16 protein-coding genes are annotated in these 17,560 nt (G+C 70.7%); 8 read left to right on the forward strand and 8 right to left on the reverse strand.

Features of this window, described 5'->3' with window-relative positions:
* Positions 1-48: 48 nt before the first annotated feature.
* Positions 49-1,500: a peptide MFS transporter gene (locus RR1_RS07555; protein ID WP_010838375.1), complete on the forward strand. Its 1,452-nt coding sequence runs from the start codon at positions 49-51 to the stop codon at positions 1,498-1,500.
* Positions 1,501-1,515: 15 nt separating this feature from the next.
* Here RR1_RS07555 and RR1_RS07560 read toward each other — a convergent pair whose 3' ends face one another.
* Positions 1,516-3,195 (reverse strand): NTF2-like N-terminal transpeptidase domain-containing protein, encoded by a 1,680-nt coding sequence (locus RR1_RS07560; protein ID WP_010838374.1) that lies wholly within the window; start codon positions 3,193-3,195, stop codon positions 1,516-1,518.
* A 94-nt stretch (positions 3,196-3,289) separates the two neighbouring features.
* Positions 3,290-5,071, reverse strand: a complete 1,782-nt coding sequence (locus RR1_RS07565) for a penicillin-binding transpeptidase domain-containing protein (RefSeq protein WP_010838373.1) — start codon at positions 5,069-5,071, stop codon at positions 3,290-3,292.
* A gap of 241 nt (positions 5,072-5,312) precedes the next feature.
* On the opposite strand from RR1_RS07565, the gene RR1_RS07570 reads away from it, so the two are divergent.
* Positions 5,313-6,896, forward strand: coding sequence for an ABC-F family ATP-binding cassette domain-containing protein (locus RR1_RS07570; protein ID WP_010838372.1), 1,584 nt, complete (start codon positions 5,313-5,315; stop codon positions 6,894-6,896).
* On the forward strand, positions 6,893-7,702 hold the full coding sequence (locus tag RR1_RS07575) for an alpha/beta fold hydrolase (RefSeq protein ID WP_010838371.1): 810 nt from the start codon (positions 6,893-6,895) through the stop codon (positions 7,700-7,702). The genes RR1_RS07570 and RR1_RS07575 overlap by 4 nt, the downstream gene beginning before the upstream one ends.
* Here the strand turns inward: RR1_RS07575 and RR1_RS07580 are convergent.
* Positions 7,692-8,993 (reverse strand): alpha/beta hydrolase, encoded by a 1,302-nt coding sequence (locus tag RR1_RS07580; RefSeq protein WP_010838370.1) that lies wholly within the window; start codon positions 8,991-8,993, stop codon positions 7,692-7,694. The two genes, RR1_RS07575 and RR1_RS07580, sit on opposite strands and share 11 nt — an antisense overlap.
* 72 nt (positions 8,994-9,065) lie before the next feature.
* On the opposite strand from RR1_RS07580, the gene RR1_RS07585 reads away from it, so the two are divergent.
* Both RR1_RS07585 and RR1_RS07590 read left to right on the forward strand, forming a co-directional pair.
* Complete coding sequence (locus RR1_RS07585) at positions 9,066-9,659, forward strand: phosphoribosylanthranilate isomerase (RefSeq protein ID WP_010838369.1); 594 nt, start codon at positions 9,066-9,068, stop codon at positions 9,657-9,659.
* 52 nt (positions 9,660-9,711) lie between these two features.
* Positions 9,712-10,158, forward strand: a complete 447-nt coding sequence (locus tag RR1_RS07590) for a DoxX family protein (RefSeq protein WP_010838368.1) — start codon at positions 9,712-9,714, stop codon at positions 10,156-10,158.
* Positions 10,159-10,165: 7 nt separating this feature from the next.
* Here RR1_RS07590 and RR1_RS07595 read toward each other — a convergent pair whose 3' ends face one another.
* From RR1_RS07595 to RR1_RS07605, 3 genes are read right to left on the reverse strand one after another with little or no spacing between them, the layout of a single operon-like run.
* Positions 10,166-11,053, reverse strand: a complete 888-nt coding sequence (locus RR1_RS07595) for an alpha/beta fold hydrolase (RefSeq protein WP_010838367.1) — start codon at positions 11,051-11,053, stop codon at positions 10,166-10,168.
* A gap of 25 nt (positions 11,054-11,078) precedes the next feature.
* Positions 11,079-11,855: an ABC transporter permease gene (locus tag RR1_RS07600; protein WP_010838366.1), complete on the reverse strand. Its 777-nt coding sequence runs from the start codon at positions 11,853-11,855 to the stop codon at positions 11,079-11,081.
* Positions 11,852-12,646 (reverse strand): ABC transporter ATP-binding protein, encoded by a 795-nt coding sequence (locus RR1_RS07605; protein ID WP_040773360.1) that lies wholly within the window; start codon positions 12,644-12,646, stop codon positions 11,852-11,854. The genes RR1_RS07600 and RR1_RS07605 overlap by 4 nt, the downstream gene beginning before the upstream one ends.
* A gap of 154 nt (positions 12,647-12,800) precedes the next feature.
* On the opposite strand from RR1_RS07605, the gene RR1_RS07610 reads away from it, so the two are divergent.
* Both RR1_RS07610 and RR1_RS07615 read left to right on the forward strand, forming a co-directional pair.
* On the forward strand, positions 12,801-13,913 hold the full coding sequence (locus RR1_RS07610) for a sensor histidine kinase (RefSeq protein WP_010838364.1): 1,113 nt from the start codon (positions 12,801-12,803) through the stop codon (positions 13,911-13,913).
* Positions 13,910-14,563, forward strand: a complete 654-nt coding sequence (locus RR1_RS07615; RefSeq protein WP_010838363.1) for a response regulator — start codon at positions 13,910-13,912, stop codon at positions 14,561-14,563. The genes RR1_RS07610 and RR1_RS07615 overlap by 4 nt, the downstream gene beginning before the upstream one ends.
* A gap of 46 nt (positions 14,564-14,609) precedes the next feature.
* On the opposite strand, the gene RR1_RS07620 is transcribed toward RR1_RS07615, so the two are convergent.
* Entirely contained in the window at positions 14,610-15,263 is a 654-nt protein-coding gene (locus RR1_RS07620) for an alpha/beta hydrolase family protein (protein WP_010838362.1), read from the reverse strand.
* A gap of 77 nt (positions 15,264-15,340) precedes the next feature.
* Here RR1_RS07620 and RR1_RS07625 point away from each other — a divergent pair, with 77 nt between their 5' ends.
* Entirely contained in the window at positions 15,341-16,105 is a 765-nt protein-coding gene (locus RR1_RS07625) for a pirin family protein (protein WP_010838361.1), read from the forward strand.
* Between the two features lie 43 nt (positions 16,106-16,148).
* Here the strand turns inward: RR1_RS07625 and RR1_RS07630 are convergent, their stop codons facing one another.
* A complete protein-coding gene (locus RR1_RS07630) occupies positions 16,149-17,546 on the reverse strand; it encodes an MFS transporter (protein WP_010838360.1) in 1,398 nt (465 codons plus the stop codon).
* Positions 17,547-17,560 lie beyond the last annotated feature (14 nt).

The following is a 17,560-nucleotide window of genomic DNA, read 5'->3' on the forward strand; positions in this document are numbered from 1 at the left end:
CCTGCCGGATTCACCACGACCGCCGCGTCGTGGTGGGACAGTTCTTGCATGGCGACTCCACCGACACGCCAGCGCGGATTCTTCGGGCAACCGTTCGCTCTCGCGCACCTGTTCGGTGTCGAGATGTGGGAGCGGTTCTCCTTCTACGGGATGCAAGGCATCCTGATCTACTACCTGTACTACTCGGCGGGTGACGGCGGCCTCGGCATCAGCGAAGCCGCGGCGACCAGCATCGTCGGCGCGTACGGCGGCACCGTCTATCTGTCGACGATTCTCGGCGGCTGGATCTCCGATCGGCTGCTCGGCTCCGAGCGCACCCTGTTCTACTCCGCCGTCATGGTCATGGCGGGGCACATCGCGCTGTCGGTGATCCCCGGTCTCGCGGGCGTCGGTGTCGGTCTCGTCCTCATCGCGTTCGGCAGCGGCGGCGTCAAGGCAACAGCGACGTCGCTGGTCGGCGACCTCTATTCCGCCGACGACGTGCGCCGCGACGCGGGCTTCTCGATCTTCTACATGGGCATCAACGTCGGTGCGCTCATCGGCCCGCTGCTCACCGGCTGGCTGCAGAGCGAGGTCGGCTTCCACGCGGGCTTCGCGCTCGCCGCGTTCGGTATGGCGATCGGACTCGTCCAGTACGCGTTCGGACGCCGCGAGCTGAGCGAGACCGGCAAGCATCCGCCGAATCCACTTCCCGCCGAGGGGCGTCGACGGGCCGTCGTGATCGGTGTCGTGGTGATCGTGCTGATCGCGATCGCGTCGCTCACCGGCCTGGTGACGACGACGAACATGTCGAGCATCGTCGTGACGCTCACCGTGATCGCGGCGATCGGGCTGTTCGCGCTCATGCTGGCGAGCCGCAGCATCACCGACGTCGAACGCAGCCGGGTGTACGCGTTCATCCCGATGTTCGTGGCGAGCGCCGCGTTCTGGTCGCTGTTCCAGCAGCAGTTCACGACGGTCGCGGTGTACTCCGATCAGCGGCTGAACCGGAACCTCTTCGGCTGGGAGTTCCCGCCGACGTGGGTGCAGTCGATCAATCCCGTCTTCATCATCCTGTTGGCCGGCGTGTTCGCGACGGTGTGGACGAAGCTCGGCTCACGGCAGCCGTCGTCGCCGATCAAGTTCGCGTGCGGCACGATCGTGATGGGGCTGGCGTTCCTCGCCTTCATCCCGATGTCGGGGGGCGGGCCGAACAGCGCGCCGCTGCTGGGTCTGATCGGGATCCTGCTGCTGTTCACGGTGGCCGAGCTGTTCCTCTCCCCCGTCGGCCTGTCGCTCTCGACGAAGCTCGCGCCGAGGGTCTTCCACACGCAGATGGTGGCGCTGTTCTATCTGTCGGTCGCGCTCGGGACGTCGCTCGCCGGCACGCTCGCGAAGTACTACGACACCGAGAACGAGGTGCCGTACTTCCTCGTCGTCGGGATCGCGTCGATCGCGATCGGTGTCGCGGTGGCGCTCGGGTCGCGCAAGATCGGCGAGCTCATGCGCGGCGTGCACTGAGACGTCGCGCAGCGGCTACGCGGGCGGTGCGTCGAGTTCCTGCAGGAAGCGGTTCGCGACCTGCATCGCGCGGTCGCCAGAGTCGGCGTCGCCGACGAACACCGCGAACGCGAGGTCGCCGCGTGAACCGTAGAACCAGCGGTCGTCGTCGTGGCTGCCCGCGGTGCCGATGAGGTCGGGGTAGCGCGCCAGCAGGTTCGCGGGCCCGGTCGCGACGTCGGCGCGCATCCGGCCGCGGATGCCGTCGAGGATCTCGGGCGGCAGCGACGTGAGGTCGGCGTCGGTGATCGGCGGCTGGTCCTGCACGATCTTCGGCAGCGCGGGTGCGCCACGCGCGATCGACGACGCGAGGACCGCCATGCCCAGCGGCGTCACCGCCGGGACGTCGCGGGAGCCCATCGCCTGGTCCATCTTCGACTGCGCCGACGTCAGCACCGCCGTCTGCTGCTCGAGGCCCTGCACCTCGAAGTCGATGCCGAGGCCGAGGGAGCGCGCCGTCTCCTCGAACTGTTCGCTCGACAGATCCGCCGGGGACACGCCAGCCTGGCGCGCCGCGGCGTCACGTACGACGTCGAGCCCGCTGCCCGCGGGGTAGAGCCCCGTGAACGCGATCGGCCCCTGCTCGTACGCCTGGTTGTTCTGTGCGGTCGCGAGGACGGCGCCGGTCGACGGCTGCATCGCGACGACGACGGTCGGCGTCCCGGCGATCACTGCCGCTTCGGTCGCGGCGAGCTGGATGCGGGGGTCGAGCGTCGCGGGGACGTCGGGCCCGGGCGGGCCCTGGAAGCCTGCCGCGATCTGCGGGCCGCCCTCGCCTTCGCTGAGCACGGCCCAACCGGCGCTCGCGTCGCGATTCGCCTGCCACACGTTGCGGAGCGGGTCGAGCAGCGGCGTCGAGATGCGCCGGTCGGCCGTGATGAGCGTCGGCGTCCGGTCGACGACGACGCCGGGGATCGCGAACTTCTCCGGCCCCATGTACTCGTAGTCCTGGTCGCGCAGCCGCACCGCGACGACGGACTCGCCGGGCTTCTCGGCGAGGTCCGCGAGCATCGACTCGGACGTGATCAGCGGCGCGACGGGCTCGAGGACCTGCGCGAGGCGCCTGGTCGTGTCGGCGGCGTCGGGCATCTGCGACGGATCGAGCCGGACGGTGTTGATGGTCTGCTCGTTCGCGAGGACACCGCCACCGGCGTCGAGCACGCGTGGCGCGGCGGCGTCGGTGCGGGTGTACCGGACGGTGCGGCCGTTCTCGACGGCGGTGCCCATGATCTGCGGCTCCCACGAGATGCGCCAGCCGACCGAGAGCTTGCGCAGGCTCGCCTGGACGGGGTACTCCCAGTCGCGGCCCTCGCCGAAGTTCCAGCGCGCGTTCATCGTGAAGAAGCCCGATTCGGGGCCGAGTTCCATGAGCTGCTGGACGTCGAAGTCGGCTTCCTTCGGGTCGAGGCCGTCGAACATCTGCCCGATGACCTCGCGCGCCGCAGCGGGATACGACGTCTGTTCCGCCGCCGTATCCACATCGTGATCGCTCAGCGCCCCGACGAACGTGTCGACGACGGATTGCGGCGTCGACTGTTCGTCCTCCCCCGCAACACACGACGCCACCGAGACCGTGAGGGCGGCAGCGGTTGCGAGAGCGATCGCGAACGTGGCGCGACGACGCGCTCGTGACCGTCCTCTGCTCATGGTCTCCATCTTGCTACCGATTTGGGCCAGTCAGGACCATGTTCCCCTACGAGGTGGTCACGGTTTCGATACGGGTTGAGTTCGGCCCGCGGGGACTGGCCGTTCACTCCAGGAACGAGCCCGCGATCTGCAGGGCAGGGGCGGAGCTGTCGCCGTCCGCGACGAAGACGGCGAACGCGAGATCGCCGCGGATGCCGACGAACCAGCCGTGGGCGGAACCCGTGCCGTCCTCGGCGGTTCCGGTCTTGCCCAGCAGATCCGGATAGCGCGCGAGCGACGACGCCGTGCCGTTCGCGACGGTCTCGCGCATCATCTCACGGACGTCGGCGAGCACGGCCGGGTCGAGTGGCGCCGGTGTCTGGTCGGCGGTGCCCTGTTCGCCCGCGAGGATCGACGGCGCGGGCGGTGTGCCGTTCGCGATCGCGGCGGCGACGAGCGCCATACCGAACGGCGACGCCGTGACCGCGCCCTGGCCGATCGCCGTCTCGACGCGTGCCGCGGGGGTGTCGGCGGGCGGCACCGATCCCGTCACCGTCGTGAGGGCCGGGGTGGTGTAGTCGATGCCGAGGCCCAGCGAGAGCGCGGTCTGCTGGAGCCGGTCGGGCTCCATGCCCACCGCGAGCCTGCCCATCGTCGTGTTGCACGACTGCGCGAAGGCCGTGTGCAGCGGGACGGCACCGAGGTCGAAGTTGTCGTCGTTGGGAATCTGCCTGCCCTCGATGTTCTCGGTTCCCGGGCACGGCAGCACGGTGTCGGGCGTCACCTCGCCGCTGCCGAGGGCCGCCGCCGTCGTGACGGTCTTGAACGTCGAGCCCGGTGGGTACAGCCCGGTCAGCGCGATCGGCCCGAGCGCGGCGGCGGGGTCGTTCTGGGCCATCGCGACGATCTCGCCGGTCGACGGCCGGATCGCGACGAGTGCCGCCTGCCGTCCCTCCGCGGCGACCGACTGTTGCGCGGCCTGCTGCCGGCCGAGGTCGAGCGTCGTCCGGAGCGCCGGGACGTCGCGGCCCTCCTCGCCGGCGATCGTCGTCGCCGTGCCGTCCTGGGCGACGGACTGCACGGCCCAGCCCGCGGCCTCGTCGGCGCGCCGCTGCCATTCGTCGGTGATCCCTCCGAACAGCGGCGACGACAGATCCTTGTCGTCCGTGAGCAGCCGCGCCTGCGGGACGAGGACGATGCCCGAGAGCGGAGCGAGGCGGTCGCGGATCGGCGCGAGATCGCTCTCGCGCAGCGCGACGGCCGTGGCGGGCGCCCCCTGCGCGTCGGCGAGCGAACCGGCCAGCGACTCCGGTGTGATCGTGGGGACCACAGTCGAGAGGATCCCGGCCAGCGAGCCCAGGTCGGTGGTCTGGTCGTACTGCACGAGCGTGACGGTCTGCTGCGACATGAGGGCGCGGCCGTCCTCGGTGAGGACGGGGGCGGGAGTGCCGCTCGTCGGCGTGTAGCGCAGCGTCGTGGTGTCCGAGGCGCCGGGCGCGAGAACGGCCGGATCCCAGTCGATCCGCCAGCCTTCCGGCGTGTCGGTCGCGCGGGCGTTCGTCGTGTACTCCCACAGCCGTTCGCCACCCGCGGGTGCCGAACCGAAGTTCCAGGCGGCGTCGAGGTCGAAGGTCGCGCCGTCGTCGGTCTCGGCGACGTTCGCGGGCGAGTACACGCCCGACGTCCCGAGACCCGCGAACAGTGCGGAGATGGTCTCGGTCGCCGCGGCGGGGTCGGTCGTCAGCCCCGCGGCCGCGGCGGCGTCGTCGCGGACCAGCGCGTCGGCGAACTGCTCCGCGAGTTGTTCGGGACCGCTGTCACCTCCGCATGCGGTGAGCAGGGCTGCGGCGATCGCACCGGTGAGCGTCCCGGCGAGGACTCTGGATGTGCGCACGCGCCCGATCATGCCTTGCCGCACCGACGTTCGGGGGCGAGTGAGCAGATCGGGTGGATATCCCGTTGCAGCCGCCCGAGGCGTCACGTAGCCTGGAGCGGCAGTTGCCCCCGATGTCAGGAGTCCGGAGTTGCTCGCTCGGAAGTGACCCACCGCCGCCGCGCACAGTCGTGGCGACGACCGTCTCGCAGTCGCCACACCTCGTATCACTCGATGTGCAGCAGCGACGCGAACACCACTTCCCGGAGGCTCCATGTCCACCCCCGCCGTCGCACTGTCCGACCTCACCTTCACCACCACCGAGGGCGACCCCGTCCTCTCGGGCGTCGACGCGACGTTCACGACGGGGAGCACCGGCGTCGTGGGGCTCAACGGATCCGGCAAAAGCACCCTGCTGCAGATGATCTCGGGAGACCTCGCACCCACCCGCGGGTCCGTGTCGATCACGGGCCGTGTGGGAGTGCTGCGTCAGGACATCACGACCGACCCGTCGCTCCGCGTTTCCGAGGTGCTCGGCATCGCCGCCGTCCGCAGCGCACTGACGCGGATCGAGGCGGGCAGTACCGACCCGGCCGACTTCGGGGCGGTCGACGACCTCTGGGACGTCGACGAGCGGGCGCTGTCGGTACTCCATCGGCTCGGCCTCGCGAAACTCGTTCCCACTGTGGCGGAACTGGACCGCACCGTCGGGACGCTCTCGGGTGGCGAGACGGTGCTGCTGGGACTGTCGGCACTGCTGCTCGATCGGCCCGACGTGCTCCTTCTCGACGAACCGACGAACAATCTCGACGACGCCGCGCGGGCGCGACTCGAGTCCGCGATCGCCGATCACCCCGGTGCCGTGATCGTGGCGAGCCACGACCGCGCGCTGCTCGACCGGATGGACGCGATCGCCGAGGTGCGCGATCACGGCGTCCGGATGTTCGGTGGCAACTTCTCGCACTACGAGGAGGTCGTCGCCGACGAGCAACGCGCGGCCCGGAGTGCGGTGCGCGACGCGCGCTCCGACGTCGCGCGGCAGAAGCGGGATCTCGACAACGCCCGGACGACCATCGCGCATCGGGAACGCTACGGCCGCAGGATGTCCGAGAACAAGCGTGAACCCAAGATCATCATGGGCGCCCGCAAACGTGCCGCCCAGGTCTCGGCGGGCAAGTTGCGCGGCGAGCACGAGGAGAACCTCGAGGACGCCCGGGCGGCACTCGACACCGCACAGGGCGCCGTTCGCGACGACGGCCATATCCGAATCGATCTGCCGGACACCGTGGTTCACGCATCGCAGCGCGTCGTCGAGGTCGAGGACGAGACACTGCGGACCGGCCAGACCGTGTCGCTCACGCTCGTCGGTCCCGAGCGCATGACACTCTCGGGGCACAACGGCGTCGGCAAGACGACGCTGCTCGACCTGCTCGCGCAGCGCTCGACGGTGCCGTGCCGGTCGCTGCATCAGCGGCTCGACGTGTTCGACGAGGAACTCACGCTCCTCGAGAACGTCGCGAAGGCGAATCCGCACACGACACCGCAGCAGCTTCGGGCGCGGCTCGCGCGCTTCCTGTTCCCGGGGCGACGCAGCGAGACTCCGGTGCGGGTGCTCTCGGGCGGCGAACGGTTGCGGGCTGCGCTCGCGACGGTGCTGCTCGCCGATCCGCCTCCGGGCCTGCTGCTCCTCGACGAGCCGACGAACAACCTCGATCTCGCGAGCGTCGGGCATCTCGTGGAGGCGCTGCGCGGGTACCGTGGCGCGGTGGTCGTCGTGAGTCACGACGAGCGATTCCTGGACGATCTGGAGCCCACCCGGCGGCTCGAACTGACCGATGAGGAGCTGGTGACGCTGTGAGCGACGATCGCGGTGTCGTGCCCAGTCCCGTCGACGGTGTCGAGATCGCCTACGAGGCATCGGGTTCGGGCGATCCGCTCGTGCTGCTGCACGGGTCGGCGCTCTCGCGCGCGATCTGGCGCGGACTCGGCTACGTGCGGGCGCTCCGTGACACGCACCGCGTGGTTCTCGTCGATCTGCGCGGGCACGGCCGCAGCGGCAAACCGACTGCGCCCGAGGCGTATGCGATGGGAACGGTCACCGCGGACGTCGCCGCGGTGCTCGACGCGCTCGACATCGCACGAGCGGACGTGTTCGGTTATTCGTTCGGCGGAAGGACGGCACTGTCGCTCGCTACCGAGCATCCTGATCGGGTGCGGCGGCTCGTCCTCGGCGGCGCGAGCAGTGCCGCGCAGGCAGGCTCGTTCGATCGGCTGTTCTTCAGCGGCTGTGTCGACGTCCTCGAACGCAGCGGCGTCGAGGGGTTTCTCGACGGCTGGGAGGAGCGGCGCGGCAGCGAGGTCGACGCCGCGACCGCCGCTGCGTTCCGTGCGAACGACGCCGCCGCACTCGCCGCGTACATGCGGCGGATGGACGTCGAACCGGGTATCGCCGACGACGCCCTCGCCCGGGTGACGGCGCCGACCCTCGTTCTCGTCGGATCCCGCGACCACGAGCGGATTTCCGACGCCGAGCACCCGGCCGCGACGATCCCGGATGCCCGGCTGACCGTCGTGGACGGCGCAGATCACGGGACGATGCTCGCCCACCGCGACGAAGTGCTGGACGCGGTGGCTCCGTTCCTCGGTGACCCGATCAGCTCGTGATGCCGAGCCTGGTCGCGAGCCACGGCAATGCATCTCGCAGCCCTGCAGCCCACACCTCGAAGCTGTGGCCGCCCGGCGTCGTGACGAACTGCACGTCCATGCCCGCCCCGCGAGCGGCCTGATACAGCGTCTGCAGCCCGGGCGCGTAGGTCGCATCGTCGGCGCCGACGACGAACATTCCCGCCGAGTCCGGATACGTGCGGTGAGCGAGCAGGTCCTGCGGGTTCACCGCCGCGAACGCCGCCGCGTCGCCACCGAAGGCGGCGTCGAGCGTGCGCTGCCGGTCGCCGAGAGTCGGTTCGAGTTGGCCCGAGAGGTCGAGGAAGGTCGGGTACACGTCGGGGTGGTTCGTCGTCATCTGCAGCGAACACGTTCCGCCGTAGGAGAGTCCACCGATCGCCCACTGCCGGCGGTCGTGCGACGCCTGGAGGTTCGCGTCCACCCACGCGGGGACGTCCGTCGCGAGGTACGTCGCGACGTTGCCGAGCGGCGAGTCGACGCAGAGCGGGTTGCCGAACTGAGTTCCCGTCGCGTCGGCGACGACGACGATCGGCGCGAGACCGCCGTGCGCCGCGGCGAAAGCGTCCATCGTCGTGGGGAGTTCACCGCCCGTGAGCCAGTCCTCGGGGCTGCCGGGCTGGCCTGCGAGCATCACGAGGACGGGCAGGATCGGCCTCGGGTCGGCGAAGTAGGCAGGCGGAAAGTAGATCTGGGCCGGCCGCGCACCGAATCCCGATGTCACGCCGGGGATCGGTGTCTGGACGACCAGCCCACCGTCGCGGAGGTTCGGCGGCGGCGACCAGTGGGCGTCCAGCGGCGTGTCGGCGATCGTCTGCGACGCCGGGCTCGTGGCGTCGGTGATGCTGCCGCGGGCGAAGGGATCGACACCGAACAGCGACCCGATCGTCGGGTACGCGTAGAAAACGCGGTTGATCTGGTTTCCGGCGAAGGCGACGACGGCGAGCGCCGCGAGGAGGGCGGCGAGCCACGAGCGCACGCGACCGCGCACGAGGGCACGCGGCACGATCAGCAGGCACGCACCGATCGCGCTCCCGCCCCACACGTAGACGATCGGCTCGATGGGATCCGGGAACGGTCGCAGCACCTTCTCGACGAGCACCCACACCGCCGCGGTAACGGCGACCGCGACGAGCAGCGTGATCGGGAGGGCGCGCCACCGGAACCACCGCGCCCGTCCCGCGAGCAGCCACACGGCGCTCGCGACGGCCACCGCCGCGAGCACCCACGGCACCCCGCCGTCCAGCAGATCGACCTCGGTGAGCCATCGCACCCGGCCAGCGTACGACTGCGCGCGACGTCCGGCCCCGCGGTCCGGGCGTGTCGTGGCCGGTACGCTCGGGGGGTGACGTTCATCAAGGTCTGCGGGCTGCGCGATGCCGCTGCGGTCGACGCCGCGGTGGCCGCGGGAGCAGACGCCGTCGGTTTCGTGTTCGCGCCGCGCAGCGTGCGCGCCGTGGCGGCCGCGGAGGCCGCCGCTCTCGTGGATCTGCTGCCCGCGACGGTCGAGGCGATCGGGGTGTTCCAGGACGCGAGCGCCGAGGACGTCGTCCGGACGGTGCGGGCGGCCGGGATCGGGACGGCGCAAGTGCACGGCGCGTGGTCGTCCGCCGACACCGAGTACGTGCGCGGCGCCGGAGTGCGCGTCGTCCGCGCCGTCGTCGCGGGATCGCACGACGACGACACGGGCGCCGAGCGGCTGCTCGTGGACGGCGCCGTCGCGGGCGCCGGCCGCACCTGGGACTGGTCGGGAGCGCTGCCGGCCACAGAACGCTGGATTCTCGCGGGTGGCCTCGATCCGGACAACGTCGAGGTTGCCCTGCGCGTCACCGGAGCGTGGGGAGTCGACGTGTCGAGCGGTGTCGAGTCGTCCCGCGGCGTCAAGGACGTCTCCCTCATCGCGCGGTTCGTCGCCGCGGCCCGGAGTGCAGCTGCCTGAGCGTGCGGACGTAGCTCACCGAAATCGGCGCGCGCGTGCCATAGTTCCGCGCATGAAATCTGGAATACCCGCTGTGACGCCGTGGTTCGTCTCCGTGTTCCGTGCCGTGATCGGCTTTCTGCTGCTGTGCCACGGGACGTCGACGCTGTTCGCGTGGCCCGTCGCACCGTGGAACGGAGCGGCGACGCCGTTCACCGAGTGGCCCGGCGGCTGGGCCGGATCGATCGAGCTCGTCGCGGGAGTGCTGTTGATTCTCGGACTGTTCACGCGGAGCGCGGCTTTCGTCGCGTCGGGCACATTGGCCGTCGCGTACTTCTGGAAGCATCAGCCCGACGGCGCGCTTCCCATCGGGAACGAGGGCGAATCGGCCGTGCTGTTTTGCTGGGCACTGCTCGCGCTCGTGTTCCTGGGGCCGGGACGAGTCGCGCTCGACCGGCTGATCGGGCGCTCGGCTCCGGAGCGCGAGCCGTCACCGCGGATCACCGAATCGGTGTCGTAGCCGCGAATCAGTCTGACGGCGAATCGTTCTCACGAGTGGCCGCCCACGCCGCGAGAACGACGCGCACCGCGGCGACGAGGGCGAGTGGCCGGTCGATCATGACGTGATGGCCCGCATCGGGGATCTCGGCGACGATCGCCGACTCACCGAAGCGGGCCGTCATGTCGGCCATCTGATCGTCGGTGACGATGCCGTGCTCGGCGCGCAGATATGCAGTCCGACAGCGTGGGTCGTCGGCGCCGAGGTGCTCGTTGCCCGAGCGGGTCATGAGCGCGGGATCGAACTTCCACGACCAGCCGCCCGGCACCTCGCGCATCGACTCCCGCGCGATGTGGTCGCGGACTTCCGGCACCGCGGCGTCCTGCGGTGGCACGAAACGGAAGTGCGCGAGCGCGTCGTCACGCGTCGGGTAGACCTTGATGGGACCGAACGCGCGCTTCGCCCGTGCTGCCTCCTCTTCGGGGGTCCGCTCGACGATCGGCGAGTCGATCATCGCGATGCCCGCGAGGTGCTCGCCGAACAGGCGTGCGGCCACCCACGCGATCATCCCGCCCATGCTGTGCCCGACGACTGTCGGGCGTCCCGCGATGCCCGCGGGGCCCGCGACCTCGAGCACCTCGCGCGCCCACGTCTCGAGCCCGTACTGCTCGCGCCGGTCGCTGTCGCCGTGCCCGGTGAGATCGAGCGCGACGACCCGGTGCGGATCGCCGTGAATCGCCGTCCGCGTGAGGAGCGGACCGATGTGATCCCACCAGCGCGCATTCGCCGCGCCGCCGTGGACCAGGACGAGGCCGGGCGTGCCGACCGGCCCCCACGCCCGGTAGCGGACGGTGGCGCCGTCGACGTCCACCGCTCCCGTGTCGACGGGCGCGGCGAGGGCGTCGGTGATCCACATGGCAGCCACGATAGGCGCTGCGCGCCTACCACCGGAAGACGCGTGCTCCCACGGCCAGCCCGCCGAGTGCCCAGGCTGCGAGGGCCAGCAGCCCTGCGACGTTCGGCGAGTCGCCCAGCCACACCGCCTCGAGTGCCGAGGTCGCGGCACCGAACGGCAGATACTCGCCGACACGCGCGATGGGCTCCGGCAACGATGCGACCCCGCCGAACATGCCGCCCGTCGCGCCGATCGCGAAGAAGGTCACGAGCCCGATCGCGACGGACGAGTTCGGAGTGGGCGCGACGGCGGCGACGATCGCGCCGAGCCCGTACATGGCTGCCGCCGCGAGCACGAGGACGCCGGCCGCGAGCCATGCGGATCTCGGGAGCTGCGCTCCGAAGCCGAACACCGCGACCACCCAGGCGATCGCGAGACCGACGATCGTCTGTGCCGCGCTCACCGTCACCTGCGCGACGAGGATCGAGGACGGCCGCAGTGGTGTCGCCGAGAGCCGTTTCAGCACACCGGACCTGCGGTAGGCGGCGAGGAAGCTCGGCATGTTGATCACGCCGATCGTGCCCATGACGACCGCGAACACGATGGGCACGACGTACACGTCGAACGGCGTGAGACCACCCGCACCGGGCAGTTCCTCGCCCGACGCGGCCGCGCCGTTCATCACGAGGATGAGGACCGGCATCGTCAGCGGAAGCACGAGTCCCGCGGTGTCGCGGGCGACCATTCTCGCCTCCGCGCGCACGAGGGTCGCCAGCGCACGCAGCCCGGGTCGCCACGGCGCCGTCGTCGTCACGGTGCTCATCGCTGCTCCTGCCCTTCCGTCGAGTCGGTCCGACGCTCGCCGCTCAGGGCGACGAACGCGTCGTCGAGAGTGGCACGGCGCGAATGCAGTTCCCCTCCCGCACCGCGGAACTCGATCTCCTCACCGATCCCCGCCCGGGCGATCACCTCGTCGACCGTCCCCTGCTCCCGGACCCGCCCGTGTTCCAGCAGAACGAGCCTGTCGCAGAGCGTCTCGACCTCTTCCATGAGGTGGCTGACGAGCAGGACCGCGACGCCGTCGTCGCGAAGCCCTCGCACGGTCCCCCAGATCATCCGGCGCGCAGCGGGATCGAGCCCGGTCGAGAGCTCGTCGAGCAGGACGACCCGCGGACGCCCCACGAGCGCGACGGCGATCGAGAGCCGCTGCATCTGCCCGCCGGAGAGGTTCTCGAATCGGGTGCCCGCGACGTCGGTCAGGCCCAGGGTGCCGAGCAGGTCGTCGACGGGCACGGGATCGGGATAGAAGCGCGAGTACAGGTGCAGCAACTCGCGCGCGGTGAGCGAGTAGTGGAACGCCGCGTTCTGGAGCTGGACGCCGAGCACTGTACGCACCCGTCCCCGCTCGGCGACGGGATCGAGGCCCGTCACCCGGACCTGGCCGCTGTCCGCGGTGCGCAACCCGGCGATCGTCTCGACGGTCGTCGTCTTGCCTGCGCCGTTGCCGCCGAGCAGTCCGACGATCTCGCCGGCGCCGACGGTGAGCGACACCGAGTCGACGGCGATACGACTGCCGTACCGCTTCGTCATCTCGCGTACGTCGATCGCATGCATCACAGTGCCTTTCGCTGCGGTGAGTGGGGTGGATCGATTTCGCCTTCCGACGCTACGAATCGCGCGGGCGTCGCGCCTGTGCCGATCGTCGCGTGCTCACACCGTGACTTTCGGCAGGGACGCGGACCGCGGCGCACCGGCTAGATTGGATGCCATGCTTCGCCGGCACCCCGAGACCATCGGTGGGGCGGCGCTGCTCGTCGTGTGCCTCGTCTCGGGCGTTCCGGTGCTCGCGGGTGGTGTCGACCTCGCGATCCCGCTCGCCGTATGGGCGATCCTGTTCGGGTGTTACGTAGCTGCGCTCGCGACGACGGCGATCACGAGCGAGTCCGAGCGCCGGATGCTCCCCACGGCCGCTCTCGCCGTGAGCGTGGGAACGGTGGCGACGCTCGTGCTCACCGCTCCCGGCGCCGGATGGCTGCCGATCCTGCTCGTGTTCACCGCGGCGCTCGCGGTGTACGTCGTCCCGCCCGGGGTGTGCTGGCTCCTCGTCGCGGCCAACACGGGCGTCATCGCCGTCGCCTCGATGACGCACGGCGCACGCGCCACCGACGCCGCTCTCGGCGCCGCCATCTATCTGCTGTTGCAGGTCGGCGTCGTCGCATCGGTGATCGCCGACCGGCGTCGCGAGCAGGCCAACGCCGATCTCGCGGTCGCGAACACCGAACTCGCCGCGACGGCCGCCGTCCTCGCGGAAACGAGCCGCGAGCAGCAGCGGCTCGAGATCGCCCGTGATCTGCACGACGCCCTCGGCCACCAGCTCACGGCGCTCGCCCTCGAACTCGAGGTCGCGTCGCACAAGGCGACCGAACCCGCCGCCGAGCATGTCGCGCGGGCGCGCGTCCTCGCACGGGAGTTGCTCGCCGACGTACGCGCGAGCGTGAGCGAACTGCGCGACCGCCCCACCGATCTCGCCGCCGCGCTCGACACGATCGCCCAGGCAGTGCCGCACCCCGTCGTCACGGTGACGGTCGCGCCCGACGTCGAGACCGACACCCGCACGACGGCGACCCTCGTCCGCGTCGCGCAGGAGGTCGTGACGAACGCGATCCGGCACTCGGGCGCGCGGCGGGTCGACATCGACGTGCGCACGGTGGACGGCCGGACGGTGCTCGACGCCTCGGACGACGGCCACGGCGCCCGTGCGCTGCGGGAGGGCAACGGGCTCACCGGGATTCGCGAGCGGATCGAGGGAACCGGAGGCACGGTGACCTTCGTTCCGCACGACGAGGAGCGCGGCTTCCGGGTCCGTGCGGTGACACGATGACGACGGCCGGCGCCGTCACCGTTCTGCTGGTGGACGACCAGACACTGGTGCGGCAGGGGCTGCGGAATCTGCTCGCGCTGAACGACATCGGGGTTCTCGGCGAGGCGGCCGACGGCCGCGAGGCGGCCGACTTCCTCGCCGGGACGGAGCGCCCGGACGTCGTGCTGCTCGATCTCCGGATGCCCGGCTACGACGGCCTGTGGCTGCTCGACCGGCTGCGGGAGCGCGGCGACACCGTCCCGGTTCTCGTGCTCACGACGTTCGACGACGACGAACTCGTCCTCGCCGCGCTGCGTTCCGGGGCGCGCGGGTATCTGCTGAAGGACGTGACCCTCGATCAGCTCACCGGTGCCGTCCACACGCTCGCGGCGGGCGGCACGCACATCCAGCCCGCCGTGACGCACGGTCTGCTCCAGCGCGTCGACCGCGCGCCGGAGCCCGACGACGGCACCGTCGTCGAATCGCTCACGGATCGCGAACGCGACGTCCTGCGGCTCGTGGCACGCGGGTTCGGCAACCGCGAGATCGCGCGGGCGTTGTTCCTCGCGGAGGGCACCGTCAAGAACCACGTGTCGGCGATCCTGGTCAAGCTCGGGGCGCGCGACCGCACGAGTGCCGTCCTGCGCGCCCTCCGTCACGGCGTTCTGTAGGCGGCAAGCCGCTCGTGCGTGACTTTCCGGTCCAGGGGCCGGAAACTCACGCACGTGCGCGGAGCGCCCCCAGCACTGCGTCGACGGCAGGGGTGACGACGGCGAACTTCGTCGGCGAGAGATCGTGTCGCGCTCCCTCGATCTCGACGAGCGTCACCGGCGCCGGGATCATCGCGGCGGCGTCCTCGATCTCGGGCGTCGTCGCGAAGGTGTCCTTCGAGCCGTGGACGATCACCGTCGGCACGGTGATGTCGGGCAGATGCGCCGTCTTCATCCGATCCGCGCGGCCGGGCGCGTGCAGCGGATACGACGTGAGGACGAGGGCGTCGGCGAGTTCGGGACGCTCGGCGACGATCATCGACGTCTGCCGCCCGCCGTACGACTGCCCACCGGCGACGACGGGCAGCCCCGGCACCATCTCGCGCACCACGCCGATCGCCTCGGCGATGCCGACCCGGTCCTCGCCCGCGCGGGACGGATTGGGCGGGCCCTTCGGCTTGCGCTGCCGATACGGCATGTCGTACCGCAGCACGAGCAGTCCCGCATCGGCGAACCCGCGTGCCAGCGACACGACGAGGTCGCTCTCGCTGCTGCCGCCCGCGCCGTGGGTGAGCGCGAGCCCGGCCACGATCTCGCCCTCGGGTTCGTGGAGGAATCCCCGCACGTCGCCACGGTGCAGCATCTCGCTCATGCGGTTCACGCTACCCGCACGCCCGCCGCGGTCCGGCGCATCACACGCCTACCCTGGACAGCGGACACGCCCCGATCGGAGTACTCATGAGTTCGCCCACGCCCACCGTCGGCGTCCACCGCGCCGGCGACCGCCTCAGGACGACGATCGACTGGCTCGATTCGCGTCACTCGTTCGCGTTCGGGCACCACTACGACCCCGGCAACACCCATCACGGGCTGCTGCTCGTCAACAACGACGACATCGTGCGTCCCGGTCAGGGCTTCGACACCCATCCGCACCGCGACATGGAGATCGTGACGTGGGTGCTGCGCGGCTCGCTCGTCCACCAGGATTCGATGGGCAATGCGGGCGTCATCCATCCCGGTCTCGCGCAGCGCATGAGCGCCGGGACGGGCATCCTGCACTCCGAGAAGAACGATTCGTGGCGGCACGGCATCGGCGACGTCCACGACGAGCCGGTGCGCTTCGTCCAGATGTGGGTGGTTCCCGACGACGCCGGGGCGACACCCGGGTACGAACAGCTCGAGATCGAGAACGACCTGGCGGCGAGCGGGTTCGTGACCCTCGCGTCGGGCATGCCCGCGCACCGCGATCACTCGGCGATCCGCATCAACAACAGCCACGCGTCGCTGCACGTCGCACGGCTCGCACCGGGACGCGTCGTGCACGTGCCGACGGCGCCGTACGTCCATGTCTTCGTGACGCAGGGCGACGCCGAGCTCGAGGGCGTCGGGCCGCTGCACGAGGGCGACGCCGTCCGGCTCACCGCGTCGGGTGGGCAGCGGCTGTCGTCCGCGACCGCTGCTGAAGTACTCGTCTGGGAGATGCACGCGCGGCTCGGCGGCTGACGCCTTCGCGACCGGCGACGTGCACCCCCGCACCGTCCGATGATCACGAACGCCGCTCCGCGACAGCGGGATCAGCCGTCTCGACCGCGCCGGAGGACACCGTCTCCTGCTCCTCCCAGTCGAGTGCGCGCCCGGTGGCCTCGCGCGTGACGACCAGCGCGAGGACGCTCACGAGCGCCGTTCCACCGGCGATGAGGCTCAGCGGAACGCTGGACCCGCCGAACCCGGCGACGAGGCTGCTGGCGACGAGCGGCGTGAAGCCCGCGCCGATGAGCGACGCGAACTGGTACGAGATGGAGACGCCGCTGTAGCGGATCTTCGTCGGGAACAGCTCCGAGAGAAGCGGCGTCAGCGGCGCGTACATCGCGTTCTGCAGCATCTGCGCGATCATGAGGCCCGCGAGCAGGCCGACGGTCGTGCCCAGCCCGACGAGGTGATACAGCGGGAACGCGAACGCGATCGTCCCGACGGCGCCGAACATCATGACTCGGCGCCGGCCCAGCCGGTCGGACAGTGCCGCGAAGAGCGGGATGAACACGATCGACACGGCGACGACCGCGATCAGCGTGTTCATGACCTGCGACGTCTCGTAGCCGATGCTCGTCGCGTACGCGATGATGTGCGAGCTGGTCAGTGCCGTGAGCGCGAACGGGCCGACGCCCGCGGCGATCGCGAGCAGCACCCGGCCGGGGCGCGCGAGCACCTCGAGGACGGGGACGCGGCGCTCCTCGTGCCGCTCGGCGGCCTCCGCGAAGATCGGGCTCTCGACGACCTGCAGTCGCACGTACAGGCCGATGAGCAGCAGAACGGCGCTGAGCAGGAACGGGATTCGCCAGCCCCACGTCAGCATCGCGTCCGGGGCGTACGACGTCAGTAGCGCGACGACACCCGTCGACAACAAGAAGCCGAACGGCGTACCCAGCTGCATGATGCCGGCCCACCGGCCGCGGCTGCGCGCGTCGGCGTGCTCGACGACCATGAGCGCGGCGCCGCCCCACTCGCCGCCGACGGCGATGCCCTGGATGACACGCAGCGTCACGAGCAGGATCGGGGCGAGCATCCCCACCGTCTCGTAGGTCGGCAGCAGGCCGATGAGCGTGCTCGCGATGCCCATCGTCGTCATCGTCACGATGAGCATCGACTTGCGACCGACCCGGTCGCCGAAGTGACCGAACAGGATTCCGCCGAGCGGGCGCGCAACGTAGCCCGCCGCGAGCGTCCCGAATGCCGCGATCGTGCCGAGCGCGGGGTTCGACGACGGGAAGAAGATGTGCCCGAACACGATGGCCGCCATCGTGCCGTACAGCAGGAAGTCGTAGTACTCGATCGTCGTCCCGAGCAGGCTCGACAGCGCGACGCGGCGCAGCGCTCGACGCTCCTCGGGCGTCCGCGGTGGCTCCTGATTCTCCGGTGTCTCGGGTGATGACGGCTCGATCGTCATGGGCAGTTCCTCTC

This window comes from Rhodococcus rhodnii NBRC 100604, from assembly GCF_001894925.1.
Lineage (GTDB): Bacteria > Actinomycetota > Actinomycetes > Mycobacteriales > Mycobacteriaceae > Rhodococcus_F > Rhodococcus_F rhodnii.